Source organism: Halobellus sp. EA9, assembly GCF_051195055.1.
In the GTDB taxonomy this organism is placed as follows: Archaea; Halobacteriota; Halobacteria; order Halobacteriales; family Haloferacaceae; genus Haloquadratum; species Haloquadratum rubicundus.
This window is the reverse complement of the sequence record NZ_JBNTJW010000002.1, coordinates 136,350-151,478: the sequence shown is the minus strand read 5'-3', so window position 1 is coordinate 151,478 and position 15,129 is coordinate 136,350. Positions and strand designations below refer to the sequence as shown.

Sequence of the window (15,129 nt, the reverse complement as noted above, 5' to 3'; positions counted from 1 at the left end):
TCATTAACATTTATAACGGTGACATTCAATGGAACGCATAGGTCGTGTATCATCGATACACGCCGGTCTAGTACCTATGACGGACAAACAGGACCGACGGACGTTCCTCAAGGTTGCAGGGAGCACAGGCGCGATCGGAATCACCGGACTCGCAGGCTGTTCCGGCGGCGGGGGCTCGGACTCCGGCGGCGACTCCTCGGGCGACGGCGGCGGCTCGACGGACAGCAGCGGCGGGACGACCGGAAGCTCCGACGGCGGGCCGCAGACCATCACCCTCGGCGGGTCGATGAGCCTGACCGGCGACAACGCCGATCTGGGGCAGCTGTACAAGGACGCTTACGAGCTGACGATCCAGCGCATCAACGACAGCGGCGGCGTCGAGGCCGGCGACGGCAACACCTACGAACTGGAGATGATCCTCCGGGACGACGGGACCGACGCCTCGACCTCCAAGAGCATCTACCAGGAGCTCATCGACCGCGAGGGGGTCGACTACCTGCTCGGGCCCTACTCCAGCACGGTGACGCTCCCGGCCAGCGCGGTCGCGGCGCAGAACCAGAAGCCGATGGTCGAAGGCGGCGGCGCGAGCCCCGAGATCTTCGCGCAGGGCAACGAGTGGATCTTCGGCCTCCTGCCGACGGCGAACAAGTACGCGAAGAGCTACATCGACATGTGCCTCGCGCAGGACCCCACGCCGAAGTCGATCGCCATCCTCGCCGAGGACGGCACCTTCAGCCAGTCGACCGCACGAGGGGCCCGGAACAAGATCGAGCAGACGGACCTCGAACTGGTCGTCGATCAGACGTTCCCGTCGAGCACCTCGGACCTCTCGACGAATCTCGGCCGCGTGCGCGACGCCGGCGCCGACATCCTGCTGCTGTGTGCCCACCAGAAGCACAACATCATCATGGCGAACCAGATGGAGAGCCAGAGCGTCAACGTCGACGCCGCGATGGGGACCGTCGGCAGCCTCAACGAGTCGTTCAAGAACGAGGTCGGTTCCAACGGTAACTACATCTACGGCCCCTCGTCGTGGGCGACCAACGCCGACTTCCAGGACCCGGTGTACGGGTCGACCGGCGAGTTCGTCTCCGCGATAGAGGAGAACTACGGCTACACGCCGGACTACCACAGCGCGGCGGCGGAGTCGGTCATCCTGACGTTCGTCAACGCGTTCAAGAACGTCGACACGCTGGGTCCGACGCCCGTCCGCAACCACATCCGTCAGGCGAACTTCTCGACGGTCTACGGCAACGTCTCCTTCGACAAGAGCGGCGTCATCAACAAGAACATGCTCGTCTACCAGTGGCAGCCCGAGAAGGGCCTCCAGATCACCTACCCGCAGAACGTCCAGCAGTCCAAGCCCATCTACCCGATGCCCGACTGGAGTGAGCGCTGAGACAGATGGCGCTCACGCAGTTCGTCGTCAACGGCCTGCTCATCGGGGCGATCTTCGCGGGGGTGGCGGTCGGCTTCGCGCTCATCTGGGGCGTCGTCGACATCATCAACCTCGCCCACGGCGATATGGTGATGCTCGGCGGCTACACCTCCTACTGGGCGCTGAGCCTCGTCACCGGCAACGCGGAGGGCTCGCCGCTGTTGTTCCTGGCGACGATCCCGCTCGCGATCGCGGTGCTGTACGTCGTCGGGTACGTGCTCCAGCGGACGCTGGTGTCGCGGGTGATCGGGACCGACATCTTCCTCACGCTGCTCGTCACCTTCGGCATCAGCATCGCGATCCAGCAGCTGGCGATCCAGGCGTGGTCGGCGAACCCCCGGTCGATCCAGGTCGGCTTCGCCGATCCGTCGATCAACGCCGCGGGGGTCGTGATCCCGAAGATGAAGCTCGTCGCCTTCGTCGGCGCGCTCGTGCTGACCGCCGCGCTCTATCTGTTCCTGCAGAAGACGCGGACGGGGCGGGCGATCCGGGCGGTCTCGCAGAACCCCGAGGCCGCCGCGCTCGTCGGCATCGACGTCGAGCACACCCGAGCGGTCACGTTCGGGATCTCCTCGGCGATCGCCGGGGGCGTGGGCGCGTTCATCGCGACCATCCTCAACATCCAGCCGCAGATGGGCCTCATCTACACGCTCAAGAGCTTCGTCATCGTGGTGTTCGGCGGCGTCGGCTCCATTCCGGGAGCGCTCGCCGGCGGGCTCCTCCTCGGGACGGTCGAGGAACTGACCGCGGGGTTCGTCTCCTCGCAGTGGACGCTCGCGGTGAGCTTCACGCTCCTCATCGTCCTGTTGGTGGTCAAACCGCAGGGCCTGTTCGGCCAGGAGGCTGAACGATGAGCACCGGCGAATCCGACGGCGGCGAGGGACTGCTCCGGTCGATCGTCCCGCCCGCGCAGGTCGAACAGGTGTTCGACTTCTGCGACGCCCACGCGTGGAAGCTGCTCCTCGCGGTCGTCGTCGTCGGGGCCCTGCCGCCCTTGCTCGGGCTCCGGCAGGGCTACTACATGACCGTCATCTCGGAGATGTACCTCTTCGCCATCCTGGCGCTGTCGTGGGACATCGTCGGCGGACAGACGGGCTACCCGAGCTTCGGGAACATGGCCTTCTTCGGGATCGGCGCCTACACCACCGCGATCCTGACGAAGGATTTCGCCGTGGCGTTCCCGGTGGCGATGGTCGCGGCGGGGCTGCTCGCCGTCGCGTTCGCAGGGGTCATCGGCGCCGCCGTGCTCAGGCTGCGCGGGCACTACTTCGCGATCGCGACGCTCGGCGTCCTGCTCGCGGCCCAGCAGGTCTCGCGGATCATCGACATCACCGGCGGCGCGAGCGGGAAGATCCTGCTCGACGTCCCGCCGGGGACCGTGTTCTACTACCTCTTCTTCGGCGTGCTCGTCGCCGAGATGGCGGTCGTCTACTACCTCTCGAACACGCGGTTCGGGTTCATCCTGAACGCGATCCGCGACGACGAGGAGAAGGCGACCGCGATGGGGTTCAACACGGCCTACCACAAGACGGCCGCCTGGATGCTGGCGGCGCTCTTCACCGGCCTCGCGGGCGGGGGGTACAGCCTGTTCAACACCTTCATCAATCCGCAGACGGCGTACAACGGCGCCTGGAACGTCGAACTGATCGCGATGGCGCTGCTCGGCGGCTCCGGCACCGTCGCCGGCCCGGTCATCGGCGCCTTCGGCCTCCACACCGTCATCGAGTACGTCGAGACCGCCTTCGTCGGCTGGCAGCTCGTGATGCTGGGGCTCGTCGTGGTCGTCACCGTGATCGAGTTCCCCGAGGGCTTCGTCGGGACGCTCAGGGAGTACGCCGGCGAGATGGAGTACTACAAGCGCGGCGGGATGGCCGCCGTCGAGGACGAGGAGGTGTCGAGCGATGAGTAAGGCGACCGATCCGACCGACGCGGCGGACACGGAAGCGACCGCGAGGAGCGACGACCGGGCCGTGCTCCGGACCGACGGCGTCACGAAGCGCTTCGGCGGCCTGACCGCCGTCGACGACGTCGACGTGACGGTGAACGAAGGCGAGATCGTGGGGCTCATCGGCCCCAACGGCGCCGGGAAGTCGACGCTGTTCAACTGCATCACCGGGACGCTCCAGGCCGACGAGGGGTCGGTCTACCTCCAGGGACAGGACGTCACGGGCTGGCCCGAGTACAAGATCGCGCGGGCCGGCCTCGGGCGGATGTTCCAGGAGACCCGGATCTTCGGCGATATGACCGTCGAGAAGAACCTCCTCCTGGCGGCCCAGGAGGGCGGCTCCGAGGTGAGCAGTCTGCTCCGCCGGCCGGACGAGTCGCTGCAGGCGCGGGCCCAAGAGTTGCTCGAATACGTCGACCTCGGCGGGCTCGCGAAGACGCGGGCCGGGCGACTGAGCTTCGGCCAACAGAAGCTCATCGAGTTCGCGATGGAGCTGATGGCCGAGCCGGACGTCCTCCTGATGGACGAGCCGGCCGGCGGCATCAACCCCTCGATGCTGGAGAACCTCATCGAGTACATCCGGACCGCCAACGAAGACGAGGAAGCGACGATCTTCCTCATCGAACACAACATGGACTTCGTGATGGAAATCGCCGACCGCATCTACGTCCTCGCCCACGGCGAGCGGATCGCCGAGGGCACGCCCGAAGAGATACAGAACGACCAGCGCGTCCTCGACGCGTACCTCGGGAGGGAGTGATCGTGGCGACGACTTCCGACTCCGAGACCAAGACCGGATCCGATTCGGACTCGCAACCCAATCCCGAGACCGACCCCGGGGACGCGCTCTTGGAGATGCACGACGTCGTCGCGGGCTACGGCAACACGACCGTGCTCCACGACGTCAACATCGCCGTCGACGACGGCCAGATCGCCTGCCTGATCGGCCCGAACGGGTCGGGGAAGTCGACGCTGATGAAGAGCATCTACGGCTTCGCCGACGTCAAGGCGGGGACGGTCACGCTCCGGGGCGAGGACATCACCGGCCGCTCGCCGCAGGAGAACCTCGCCAACGGGATGAGCTACGTCCTGCAGGAGGCGAGCGTCTTCCCAGGGATGAGCGTCCACGAGAACATGCTGATGGGCGGGTACGTCTTCGAGGACGACGAGCGCGCCAACCGCCGCGCCGAGGAGCTCTACGACGAGTTCCCGATCCTCGGAGACATACGCGACCAGCGCGCCGGGACCCTTTCGGGCGGCCAGCGGCGACTGCTCGAACTCGCCCGCGCGCTGATGGTCGACCCGGAGGTGATGATGCTCGACGAGCCGTCGATCGGCCTCGAACCGCGCTTCATCGACGACGTCTTCGAGCGGATCAAGCAGCTCAACGACCTGGGGACGACCATCCTGCTCGTCGAACAGAACGCCGAGAAGGGGCTCTCGGTCGCCGACCGCGGGTTCGTGCTCGCGAGCGGCGAGATCAAGTTCACCGGTACCGGCACCGAACTCCTCAACGACGACGAGGTCGGCCGGCTCTACCTGGGGGGATAACCGATGTATCGGATCCTCCTCCCCGTGGACGACGACGCGAAGCGCGCCCGCGCGCAGGCGGACTTCGTCGCCGACCTCCCCGGCATCGACGACATCGAGGTCGTGGTGACCCACACCCTGACCGACGAGGAGGTCGGGGCGCCCGACGAACTGCGGAACGTCGACCGTGTCGATACGGTCCGACTCGTCCGCGACCGCCTCGAAGACCGCGGGCTCGACGTCGAACTCGTCGAGGCGCGACACCCGCCGGCCGACGGTATCCTCGAGATCGCCGCGGAGTTCGACATCGACCACATCGCGATGAGCACCCAGCGGCGCTCGCCGGCGGGGAAGGCCCTGTTCGGAAGCGTCGCTCAGACGGTGTTGCTCGACGCCGACGTGCCGGTCACGATCGTCACGACCGACGACGAATAGACCGGCAGTCGCGCGGTTTTCAAGCGTAGATTCGAGATTCCGGCCGCTCGGGAGTGATATCGAGTCGGAGACTTTTCAAAGACTAATCCGTTCCTTCGGAAAAACGCGTGAAACGAGTGGACTCGCTGGGAGAGCGCCGACCGGGCTCCGTTGCACAGACCGAATACGTGAGCCGAGTTGGCGAATTCTCTCATCAATCTGATTTATTCTGCAGGTGCTCACGACGGACAGCCATCATCTCGTCAGGCTGTCGAGCGTCGTAGTGGCGATACAACACGTCGAGCGAGACGTTCATCCGCTCCGAGACGACCTCCGGAGATACCCCGCGTGCGAGATGATCAGTAATCGAACCCCGGCGCCACCCGTGCGGCGACCTAGCTGAAGGACACTTGCTCGGCGTATTCGGCGTCCCGTACGCCTCGCACGACCCCTGCTCGCGGTCGTGCGAACACTCCTCGCACCGACACGGCTGCGTCCACCGGTAACTGGTATCCCGGAGCGTCGATCCACTCACCCGTCCCTGCCGAGTCGTAAACAGCGGTCGGCGGCCGTGATCGTCGCGCACCTCGATCCGATGGACGTCGATATACTCCTGAATCAGCCCGAAGAGCGCTTCTCCGAGCCAGATCCAGCGCTCGCCGTCCTTCTTGTTCTTCAGCGGCGTGTCGGTCTCCGGCCGGTGGTGGATCGCGAGCGCGTGGTCATCCTCGCGAAGGTCGTCGAGGTCGAGACTGCGCATCGCACCGAGACGGATCCCCGTCTTCCACCAGAGCGACATAACTGCGTGCTCTCGAGTAGCGCGATGATACCGCTCGAGATACTGGAGGATCTTTTCGGCGGTCTCGGTATCGACTTTCATGTCCCGGGCTTCCGCACCGTCGGCCACCTGCGGAGCGTGAACGCGTTCCCGACGCCCGGGCTCGACAGCGTCGAGATCGGCCCAGTACTCCAAGGCAACGCGGATCGCCGAGAGCTCCTTCTGGAGACTGATCGGCTTCACCTCCTGACGTCGAGAGTGGACGAAGTCCGCGAGATCGCGACCCGAGAGCTCGTTCAGGTTCTCGATCTCCTCGTCGTGGCACCACGCCAGGAACTGCTCCAGCGTCGTCTGGTTGTTCTGAAACGTGGACACCGCGACATTCGGCTCCCGGTGCTCGAGGAACCGCTCGACGCCCGCTTCCAGGCTCATCGGGACCAGGTGATCGCGAAGACGCTCGTGAGTCTCTTCCTATCTCATAGTGGTGATGCGGGTCCGATCTCCTCGGACTCTCCACTCACAAATCAATGCTACATTCAGCTTCGATATTACGAATAGCAGCCTACTGGGTGAGGAAGATGAGGAACAGATCTTCTGGGTGTCCCGTACCGTAGAATTAGGACCAGAGGGAATAGGTCTTGACTTCTTGACGCTCCTACAGATAATTAAGGCAATTGGGAGAACCGTGATTTGAGATAAGAGTATCCACGATCCGTTTACTCAAACGTGGCTACAGACGTCTAGAGAAACAATCCACAGAGGCGCTTACTCAGATACGGTATAGACGTCTAGAAAAACAATCCTCGGAGCCGCTTTACTCAAACACAACCGAGAGAATCTAGGAAAACGGTTTGGCACAGCCTTTTACTTAGAGCGGATGAACAGGAAGCTGATGAAAGACGGCTACCTCGTCGATACACCTGCCCCGGGGGTGTACCGGCCCGTCGATTCGAGCGCCCAGGTTCCGTTCTCCAAGTTCTACAAACCGGACGAACTGCCGCCGGCGATCGAGCTTTCGGACGACGTCGTGCAAGCATACGGCCGCGCGATACACTCGCTCGGCCGGCTCGATGGCTTCTGGAGCGAGATCGAAAATCCCGAGGCGGTCTTCGGCCTCTTCGTGTACAAGGAGGCCGAACAGTCCTCACAGGTCGAAGGGACCCGCGTCACGGTCTCGGATATGTACGAGGAAGGCGAGGACTCGAAGGACGTCCGCGAGGCGCGAAACTACGCGGCTGCGCTAAAGAAGGCCGCAACACAGCTCTCGGAGACCGGGCGATCGCGCGAGAGCCTCTCGATCGGGTTGGTGAAGCAACTCCACAGCGAGCTGATGGAGAAGGGGCGGTCCGACGAAGAAGACCCGCTGCCGGGTGAGTTTCGGCCGGGCTACGCGTGGATCGACGAGTCCGTTGGGTTCGGCAAACGGGTCCGGTTCGCGCCGCCGAAGCCCGAGATCGCGGCGGCGAGGATGGAGAATTTTGAGGAGTATATGCAGTCCGAGGGCGAATATCCCGATCTAATCGATATCGGAATTTTGCACTACCAGCTCGAAACGATCCATCCGTTCGTCGACGGAAACGGTCGCGTCGGTCGGCTGCTGATCGTGCTCTTGCTTATCGCGTCGGACATTCTGCTCCATCCGCTGTTCTACCTCAGCTCCTACATCCGTCGGAACAGAGACGAGTACACGGATCGAATCTTGGCCGTCAGCGAGGAAGGCGAGTGGAACGAGTGGTACCTGTTCTTCCTCGAGGGGATCAAAGAGCAGGCAGACGAGGCATTCAGTCGCGCGAAACTCCTCCTACACCTCCGCGAGCAATATCGGAGCCTGTACGAAGATGCGCGTCCGTCCGTCAAGGCTCTCCTGAGAGAGATATTCACCGAGCCTGTGTTCACGGTCAATCGCGCTGCGGAGCTGATCGATATGTCGTACCCGGCGGCCAATACGGCGGTCTCGATCCTCGAAGAAGACGGGGTCCTTCGAGAGCGGACGCAGAAGGAACGGTATCGCGAGTTCCAAGCCGATGAGGTCCTCGATGCGCTGAACAAAGATACAGACGAGATTCCGTCGCCGGAGGAGCTGATAGGGCAAGAGGAAGACCGGCTCGAGGATATCACTCAATAGGGCGTGGAAGTTTGCGTACGGCTCCACAAGCTGTGGGAAATATAGTAGCGTTTGCAAGTCTTCACTCACTCGATCGCACGCTGTCGTGCGATCGGATGTGTAATCAGTTGCAAACGCTACTGTAGTTGCCACGATGTTTGTTTTACGTCTCCACTGTGCAGCCGCCAGACTGCTCCGAGCCGACGACCCCGGCCGCGCCGTGTCTGGTACACCACGGTCGGCACACAGCTGCTTGCCGCCCGCCCTGTTTTTTGTTAGCCCTCAGTCTCATCCCGTCACCGGACGCAGCGAGTTCGGTCAGGATGCGTCCCGGCCGGTAAGCGCGTCGACGCGTTCGGAAAGGTCGGAGATGGCCGCCTCCTGTCGGTCTGTCGCAGCTACGATGTCGGCAACTGCTTCCGAAACCGTGTTCGTGTGGTCCTCCGCTCTCGCAACGAGTGTGTGGACCTCCTCGATGGACTCGGCTTGGTCGTCGGTCACGTCCGCTATTTGTGTGATACCCGCCGCAACCTCGTCGACGGCTTCCGCGATATCCTCGAGCGCGTCGAGAGCGCGCTCGATGTCTTCGTTCGCGGCACGCAACTGCCGGTTCGAGCGTTCCGCTGCGTCGACGACCTCGTCAGTTTGTTGCTGGAGTGCAGCGACGTGACCAGTGATATCGTCCGCGTGTGTCCCCGTGGCGTCGGCGAGTTCTTTGATTTCGTCTGCCACGACGCCGAACCCGCTTCCGGCTTCACCAGCACGCGCGGCTTCGATCGACGCGTTCAACGCGAGGATATTTGTCTGGTCTGCGATGTCGTTGATGACGGTCACGACATCCTGGATCTCGTCCATCCGCTCACTGAGTCCGTCGACGGTTTCGATCAGTTCCTCGCTCGTGGTCATGACCGTGGTCGTCGCCTCGTCTGCATCCGCACTCGCCGCCAGCCCACGCTCGGCAGCGTCCCGAGCGTTCGTTGCCGCCGTCGCGACCTCGTCGGTATTCGCAGCGACTTCCTCCATCGTCGCACTGACCGCCGTCGTCTCCGACTCGACACGTGACAGTAACTCCACCTGTTCGTCGACTTTCTCGTCGATGCGATCCGCGGCCCGCGTCGCGTCGCCGACGGTGTCTGTAAACGCAGTCGTCTGTCGTTCCAGACGCGTAATCAAATCCTCGAATGCTGTCGCCATATGGTTCAGGTGGTCGACGACGGCGACTGTCTCCTCGTCGAGGACCTCATTCGGGTTGTCGAAGGACGCCCTCGCACTCAGATCACCGTCTTCGAGTGTGTCGATAGTCCTCGACAACTCTGCGACCAGGTCAGCAATTGCCTCATTCCGTCGTCGTTCGTCCGTTCGGTCTTGAACGGTCTGAATCACTGCCGTCACGGTGTCGCCCGCCTTTGCCAGGGGTCTGGCTGCGACGTCGTAGTACCGGGAGCCATCGGACGTATCGACAGCCACAGTCGTTTCATAGACGTCGAGGTCGGCGTCTTTTCGATCGAGATCGTATCGTTCGTGGGCGTTTCCGGGGGCCTCGAGTACCCGCTCTGCCACGAGTGTCTCCCGTTCGTGTGCTCCGAACAGCGCCCGTCGTGCGTCGGAAAGATCCGCAATCTGCTCACGGTCGACTCCAGTGAGCGATTCCATTCCGGCGTTCCACGCGAGCACCTCACCACCATCTGCGACCATCACGACCGCTTGACTGACACCGTCCAGGAGCTTTTGATCGTCGAAGTCGATGTCGACCTGACTGTCATCCGATTCTCTGCCCTTCGCACCAGAACGAACGCCCTTGGCCATCACCGGGAAAATCGCCGCACCGGGGTTTAGTTCGTGCTATGTTCGATATATAACGTACGTATCTATGGATACAGTTCGGTTCGAGTTCTGCAAACCCACCAGAGCGGAAATACGTGGCCCGTTCGGAGTGGCAGACGGTGATTTGATGGTCTCGGTTGTCCCCGTCGAGTCACGGGCGTCTCACACCGAGAGGGCCAATAGATAGGGCAGATAGACAATATGTATCACCGCTAACAATATGTATCACCGCTATGGATCCGATGATCGTGGCTCGAGCGGTTCACAGCCTCTGGCGACGGGCGTACGAAACGGGTTCGTTGGGGCTCCTGAACGACGCTGACAACCCTGTTAACGGAAGGACGGTACTCCCGTCTCAGGCAGTATCCGGAGTGGTCTTCGGCGTGATCGAGCGCGGGTGCGCACCGAGAACCGGTCCGCAGGGTGCTCGCGAGCATCAGTCGACCAGCGCCGACGCGGGTTTGATCTGCGGTTCGTCGTCGCCCTCGCCGCCGGTCACGAGGACCTTGTCGCCGGGCTCGATCTCGAGCGCGGCGGCCGCTCATAGTTCTGCGACCTCCGTGACCTCGCCCTCGAGGAGAGCAGCACACCCGCGACAGACGTGTCTGCCGTCGACGACGACCCCGGCCTCGTTATCGCACGGACCGAAACAGTTCAGCGGTCCCCACCTCCGTCGGTAGCGAGGGGATCGGGACCGCCGTCGCGTAGGGCGCCGGGGTCAGCGAAGCGGTCTCGAGCGGGACAGCCCCGGCGGATATGAAGCGCGAGAGGAGCGCCGTCTCGAAGCGGTTCGCCGCAGAGAGGGCACTCGGTGGTGGCGATCCGGAGGTTCCCGCGGCTGTGACGCGTCGCTCGAGCGTCACGGCCGACACCTCCCGTCGTCGAGGGGGGGCAGTCCTGGTCAGACTCCTCGATCGGGAGTCCACAGAACTCGCAGATGAGCTGCTCGCGAGCCTCAAGGCTCACGGAACTCACCTCCGAGATCGCCGCTTCCTTCGGGGGCGGCGTGGGGATCGCGTCCGAAGGTGGCGAACTTCACATCCTTCGCGGGTTCGTTACACCGGCCGCTCAGTGAAGAATACCGAGCGAGACGCTCTCCAGCGAAGAACCGAAGCCTTCGTAAGAAGGCCGTAAAGTAGTGGACTCGCTGGGATTTGAACCCGGAGTGAGACGGACCGCTCGCTTGCTCGCGGTTGCGACTCACAGGGCTTCAAATCCCAGCTTCGTCGGACGATTTCCCGACGCTGGCGGCTCGCTGCGCTCGCCGGACAGCGTCGGAGAAATAGTGGACTCGCTGGGATTTGAACCCAGGGCCTCTTCCTTGCGAAGGAAGCGATCTACCACTGATCTACGAGCCCGCACTCGATCCGAGGACGGCGCGTCATTTGTACCTTCTGTTTCGTCCCCTGCGCGTGAGGCGATCACACGCGAAGAGGTGCGCGTGACGCTGACGCCTTAGCGCCGTGAGCCGACGTGTCGCGAGATCGCGGCGTCGGTCGGGGCGTCAGTCTCGGACCTGTTCAGTCCTCGAGGACGATCTCGATGCTGACGTCGTTCGGCACCTGGATCCGCATCAGCTGCCGGAGCGCGCGTTCGTCGGCGTCGATGTCGATGAGACGCTTGTGAACGCGCATCTCCCAGTGTTCCCACGTGGCGGTCCCCTCGCCGTCGGGAGACTTCCGCGCGGGCACTTCGAGCGTCTTCGTCGGCAGCGGGATCGGACCGCTGAGGTTGACCCCCGTCTTGTTCGCGATCTCGCGAACGTCGTCGCAGATGTCGTCGAGGTCGTCCGGGCTGGTCCCGGCCAGACGGACGCGTGCCTGCTGCATCTATCGCTCGTTGACGTCGAGGACCTTCCCGGCCGCGATGGTCTGACCCATGTCGCGGACCGCGAAGGACCCGAGCTCCGGAATCTCGCCCGACGGCTCGATGCTGAGCGGCTTCTGCGGTCGGACCGTGACGACCGCGGCGTCGCCGGACTGGATGAAGTCGGGGTTCTCCTCGGCGACCTCGCCCGAGGAGGGGTCGAGCTTCTGATCGATGGACTCGATCGTACAGGCGACCTGCGCCGTGTGGGCGTGGAAGACCGGCGTGTAGCCGGCGGTGATGACCGAGGGGTGCTGCATCACGACGATCTGGGCCTGGAACGTCTCGGCGACCGTCGGCGGTTCGTCTGCGGGGCCACAGACGTCGCCGCGGCGGATGTCGTCCTTGCCGATGCCGCGGACGTTGAACCCGACGTTGTCACCGGGGCCGGCCTGCGGCACTTCCTCGTGGTGCATCTCGACGGTCTTGACCTCGCCGCCGACGTCCGAGGGCTGGAAGGAGACGTTGTCGCCGGGGCTGATGGTACCGGTTTCGACGCGTCCGACCGGGACCGTCCCGATGCCCGAGATGGTGTAGACGTCCTGAATCGGCAGGCGGAGCGGCGCGTCCGTCGGCGGCTCCGGCTCCGGGAGGTCGTTGAGCGACTCCAGGAGCGTCGGGCCGTCGTACCAGGACGTGTTCTCGGAACGCTCGGCGACGTTGTCGCCCTCGAAGGCCGAGATGGGGACGTAGGTCGCGTCGTCGGAGTTGAACTGGACCTGCTTGAGGAGCTTGTTGACCTCGTCTTTGACCTGCTTGTAGGAGTCCTCGCTGTAGTCGACGAGGTCCATCTTGTTGATGCCGATGATGAGTTCGTTGATGCCCAGGGTGCGGGCCAGGAAGACGTGCTCGCGGGTCTGCGGCGCGACGCCGTCGTCGGCGGCGACGACGAGCACCGCGTTGTCGGCCTGCGAGGCGCCCGTGATCATGTTCTTGACGAAGTCACGGTGGCCCGGACAGTCGACGATGGTGAAGTAGTACTCGTCGGTGTCGAACTCCTGGTGGGCGATGTCGATGGTGACCCCACGCTCGCGCTCCTCGGCGAGGTTGTCCATCACGTAGGCGAACTCGAATCCGCCCTTGCCCTTCTCTTCGGCTTCCTCGCGGTGCTGTTCGATTACGTGCTCGGGGACGGATCCTGTCTCGAACAGGAGTCGCCCGACCAGCGTACTCTTTCCGTGGTCGACATGGCCGATGATGGCCAGGTTCTGGTGCGGTTTGTCACTCATAGGTGGGTCACGCGCTAAGGCGCTCTGTACCGCCTTCTTTGGCCAGAAAGCCCTAAAACCATTTCGATACGTAGACGGCCGAAACGCCGCAGTATCGCGGTTTGTGGGACCGTCTACCACGGGTCGCTGCCGCACTTTTCGACCGGATCGACGCGGAACCGAGTCACCGGAGCGCCGGCAGCGACGCGCGGCGAGCGCGAAAGCGGCCGAATGGATCGAAAACGAGCCGATCGCAAGACCGCGAAGGGACCGTGTCGGAATCAGTGCGAGATCGACGACGCGATTCAGGCGGCGGTGCCGCCTATCGGTCGTCCAGCCGACCGACGTCCCCCAGCACGGCCGAGGCGGTCTCCGGGCCGCCGGCGCCGCGGCCACTGAGGTTCAGTTGCCCGGCGTGGTCGGTCTCCAGCTGGACGATGTTCCGCGTCCCGGTCACCGCGAGGGCGGCGTTCTGCGGGACGAGCCGCGGCCCGACGCGGATGCCGTCTCGGGTCGCCTCCCCGACGAGCCGGATCGTCCGGCCGTCCTCGGCGGCCAGTTCCAGGGCGCTGCCGGGGACGTTCGTGATCCCTTCGACGTCGGCGTCGTCGAGGGTGTACTCCGTCTCGCCCTCGGCGAGGACGTTCGCGAGGATGACGCACTTCAGCGCCGCGTCCGTGCCCTCGACGTCGAAGGTCGGGTCCGCCTCGGCGACGCCGAGGTCCTGGGCCTCCGCGAGGACGTGCTCGTAGTCGATTCCCTCGGCGGCCATCCGCGAGAGGATGAAGTTCGCCGTCCCGTTGAGGACGCCCCGGGCCGCCTCGACGTGCGACGGCGAGAGGTCCTCGACCGTCGAGACGATCGGGATCGCGCCGCCGACGGTGGCCTCGAAGCGGACGTTCCCGGCGCTCTCGCGCTCCAGATCCCGGACGTCGCCGTAGCGCTCGGCGACCGGCCCCTTGTTCGCGAGGACGACGTGGCGGTCGCGCTCCAGGGCGGTCCGGAGGTGCGAGAAGCCGGGCTCGGCGTCGCCGAGCGTCGTCGGCGTCGCCTCGACGAGGACGTCGTAGTCGGCCTCCAGCGCCGCCTCGGGGTCGGCGTCGCCGACGCGTCCCTCATTGGACTTCCGGTCTAAGGCCGCCTCGGTGTCGATGCCCTCGGCGTCGACGGCCGCCGACGACGAGTCCGCGAAGGCGACGACCCGGTGGCCGTAGTCGGCCGCGAGGTCGACGACCGAGCCGCCGACCGCGCCGGCGCCGACGACCGCGAGCCGCTTGCCGCTCATACGGCTCCCCCCGCGAGGGGTTCGACCACGTGGAGGTCCTTCTCCTCGGCGATCTCGCGGACGAGGGAGATCGCTTCGGCGGTCTCGCCGGCGCGGGTGGCCATCCGGAGCCGGGCGCTGGAGGTGTCGCTGCGCCCCTCCGGCGCGTTGAGCGAGAAGTCCGCGATCGACGTCGAGGGGTGCTGTTCGATCCGACGGAGCGTATCGGAGAGGTCCGTGTCGACGAGGTGGCCCACGAGGACGACGACGACCTCCTCGGCGTAGTGTTCGGCGCCCGCCTGGACGACGTTGACGCCCTCGTCGCGCAGCGCGGCGACGATGGCCTCGAAGCGGTCCGGGGTCGCCTCGACGTCGACCTCCACGGGGATGCGGCCGCGCGGGGTGACGTTCCCCCGCTCGTGGAAGATCGACAGGAGGTTCCCGCCGTTCGCCGAGATGGGTTCCAGCGCCGCGAGCAGTTGCCCCGGCTGGTCGGCGAGTTCGAGCCGGATCGTGTGGGGCTGGGGCTCGCCGTCGGCGTCGGTGTCGGCGGCGTCGGCGTGGGACGTACGCGAGCGGGTCCCGCCGCCGGAATCGCCGGAGTCCGGTTCCTCGTCGCCGTCCGCGTCGGAATCGAGCGCGGACGTCACTGGCGGATCACTCCCTGGCGGGAGGGGGCCTCACGAGCCACGGTTCGGTGAGAGACGACGACTCGACGGTCCGTCCGGGCGACGGGTCGAGGTCGTGAGGTCGAAGCC

At 64.7% G+C, this 15,129-nt stretch carries 13 protein-coding genes and 1 tRNA gene; 7 read left to right on the top strand and 7 right to left on the bottom strand.

Translation table 11 applies throughout. The features are described from left to right. The first annotated feature begins 76 nt into the window (after window positions 1–76). From ACQUQ0_RS03585 to ACQUQ0_RS03560, 6 genes are all read left to right on the top strand, one after another. Window positions 77–1,399, top strand: coding sequence for an amino acid ABC transporter substrate-binding protein (locus ACQUQ0_RS03585; protein WP_435183218.1), 1,323 nt, complete (start codon window positions 77–79; stop codon window positions 1,397–1,399). Window positions 1,400–1,404: 5 nt separating this feature from the next. Then, entirely contained in the window at window positions 1,405–2,292 is an 888-nt protein-coding gene (locus tag ACQUQ0_RS03580; RefSeq protein ID WP_435183217.1) for a branched-chain amino acid ABC transporter permease, read from the top strand. Then, complete coding sequence (locus tag ACQUQ0_RS03575) at window positions 2,289–3,347, top strand: branched-chain amino acid ABC transporter permease (protein ID WP_435183216.1); 1,059 nt, start codon at window positions 2,289–2,291, stop codon at window positions 3,345–3,347. The genes ACQUQ0_RS03580 and ACQUQ0_RS03575 overlap by 4 nt, the downstream gene beginning before the upstream one ends. Beyond that, a complete protein-coding gene (locus ACQUQ0_RS03570; protein WP_435183215.1) occupies window positions 3,340–4,143 on the top strand; it encodes an ABC transporter ATP-binding protein in 804 nt (267 codons plus the stop codon). The genes ACQUQ0_RS03575 and ACQUQ0_RS03570 overlap by 8 nt, the downstream gene beginning before the upstream one ends. A 95-nt stretch (window positions 4,144–4,238) precedes the next feature. Beyond that, window positions 4,239–4,934: an ABC transporter ATP-binding protein gene (locus tag ACQUQ0_RS03565; protein ID WP_372391489.1), complete on the top strand. Its 696-nt coding sequence runs from the start codon at window positions 4,239–4,241 to the stop codon at window positions 4,932–4,934. Between the two features lie 3 nt (window positions 4,935–4,937). Then, window positions 4,938–5,348 (top strand): universal stress protein, encoded by a 411-nt coding sequence (locus tag ACQUQ0_RS03560; protein WP_435183214.1) that lies wholly within the window; start codon window positions 4,938–4,940, stop codon window positions 5,346–5,348. Window positions 5,349–5,541: 193 nt separating this feature from the next. Here the strand turns inward: ACQUQ0_RS03560 and ACQUQ0_RS03555 are convergent, their stop codons facing one another. Beyond that, on the bottom strand, window positions 5,542–6,537 hold the full coding sequence (locus tag ACQUQ0_RS03555; RefSeq protein WP_435183213.1) for a site-specific integrase: 996 nt from the start codon (window positions 6,535–6,537) through the stop codon (window positions 5,542–5,544). 460 nt (window positions 6,538–6,997) lie between these two features. Here ACQUQ0_RS03555 and ACQUQ0_RS03550 point away from each other — a divergent pair, with 460 nt between their 5' ends. Continuing rightward, window positions 6,998–8,230 (top strand): Fic family protein, encoded by a 1,233-nt coding sequence (locus ACQUQ0_RS03550; protein ID WP_435183212.1) that lies wholly within the window; start codon window positions 6,998–7,000, stop codon window positions 8,228–8,230. A 297-nt stretch (window positions 8,231–8,527) separates the two neighbouring features. Here ACQUQ0_RS03550 and ACQUQ0_RS03545 read toward each other — a convergent pair whose 3' ends face one another. The 6 genes from ACQUQ0_RS03545 to ACQUQ0_RS03520 all read right to left on the bottom strand — a co-directional run bounded on the left by ACQUQ0_RS03545 (window position 8,528) and on the right by ACQUQ0_RS03520 (window position 15,021). Further along, window positions 8,528–10,015, bottom strand: coding sequence for a methyl-accepting chemotaxis protein (locus ACQUQ0_RS03545; protein ID WP_435183211.1), 1,488 nt, complete (start codon window positions 10,013–10,015; stop codon window positions 8,528–8,530). 1,304 nt (window positions 10,016–11,319) lie between these two features. After that, a tRNA-Ala gene (locus ACQUQ0_RS03540) sits at window positions 11,320–11,391 on the bottom strand. Window positions 11,392–11,553: 162 nt separating this feature from the next. After that, window positions 11,554–11,862, bottom strand: a complete 309-nt coding sequence (gene rpsJ, locus ACQUQ0_RS03535; protein ID WP_049985148.1) for a 30S ribosomal protein S10 — start codon at window positions 11,860–11,862, stop codon at window positions 11,554–11,556. Further along, entirely contained in the window at window positions 11,863–13,128 is a 1,266-nt protein-coding gene (gene tuf, locus ACQUQ0_RS03530; protein ID WP_435183209.1) for a translation elongation factor EF-1 subunit alpha, read from the bottom strand. A gap of 301 nt (window positions 13,129–13,429) precedes the next feature. After that, a complete protein-coding gene (locus ACQUQ0_RS03525) occupies window positions 13,430–14,392 on the bottom strand; it encodes a homoserine dehydrogenase (protein ID WP_435183208.1) in 963 nt (320 codons plus the stop codon). Beyond that, a complete protein-coding gene (locus tag ACQUQ0_RS03520) occupies window positions 14,389–15,021 on the bottom strand; it encodes an amino acid-binding protein (protein ID WP_435183207.1) in 633 nt (210 codons plus the stop codon). The genes ACQUQ0_RS03525 and ACQUQ0_RS03520 overlap by 4 nt, the downstream gene beginning before the upstream one ends. Between the last annotated feature and the right edge of the window lie 108 nt (window positions 15,022–15,129).

Coding starts and splice junctions, on each gene's coding strand:
- ACQUQ0_RS03585 (WP_435183218.1), top strand. CDS start 77: ATGACGGACAAACAGGACCGACGGACGTTCCTCAAGGTTGCAGGGAGC.
- ACQUQ0_RS03580 (WP_435183217.1), top strand. CDS start 1,405: ATGGCGCTCACGCAGTTCGTCGTCAACGGCCTGCTCATCGGGGCGATC.
- ACQUQ0_RS03575 (WP_435183216.1), top strand. CDS start 2,289: ATGAGCACCGGCGAATCCGACGGCGGCGAGGGACTGCTCCGGTCGATC.
- ACQUQ0_RS03570 (WP_435183215.1), top strand. CDS start 3,340: ATGAGTAAGGCGACCGATCCGACCGACGCGGCGGACACGGAAGCGACC.
- ACQUQ0_RS03565 (WP_372391489.1), top strand. CDS start 4,239: ATGCACGACGTCGTCGCGGGCTACGGCAACACGACCGTGCTCCACGAC.
- ACQUQ0_RS03560 (WP_435183214.1), top strand. CDS start 4,938: ATGTATCGGATCCTCCTCCCCGTGGACGACGACGCGAAGCGCGCCCGC.
- ACQUQ0_RS03555 (WP_435183213.1), bottom strand. CDS start 6,537: ATGAGCCTGGAAGCGGGCGTCGAGCGGTTCCTCGAGCACCGGGAGCCG.
- ACQUQ0_RS03550 (WP_435183212.1), top strand. CDS start 6,998: ATGAAAGACGGCTACCTCGTCGATACACCTGCCCCGGGGGTGTACCGG.
- ACQUQ0_RS03545 (WP_435183211.1), bottom strand. CDS start 10,015: ATGGCCAAGGGCGTTCGTTCTGGTGCGAAGGGCAGAGAATCGGATGAC.
- rpsJ (WP_049985148.1), bottom strand. CDS start 11,862: ATGCAGCAGGCACGCGTCCGTCTGGCCGGGACCAGCCCGGACGACCTC.
- tuf (WP_435183209.1), bottom strand. CDS start 13,128: ATGAGTGACAAACCGCACCAGAACCTGGCCATCATCGGCCATGTCGAC.
- ACQUQ0_RS03525 (WP_435183208.1), bottom strand. CDS start 14,392: ATGAGCGGCAAGCGGCTCGCGGTCGTCGGCGCCGGCGCGGTCGGCGGC.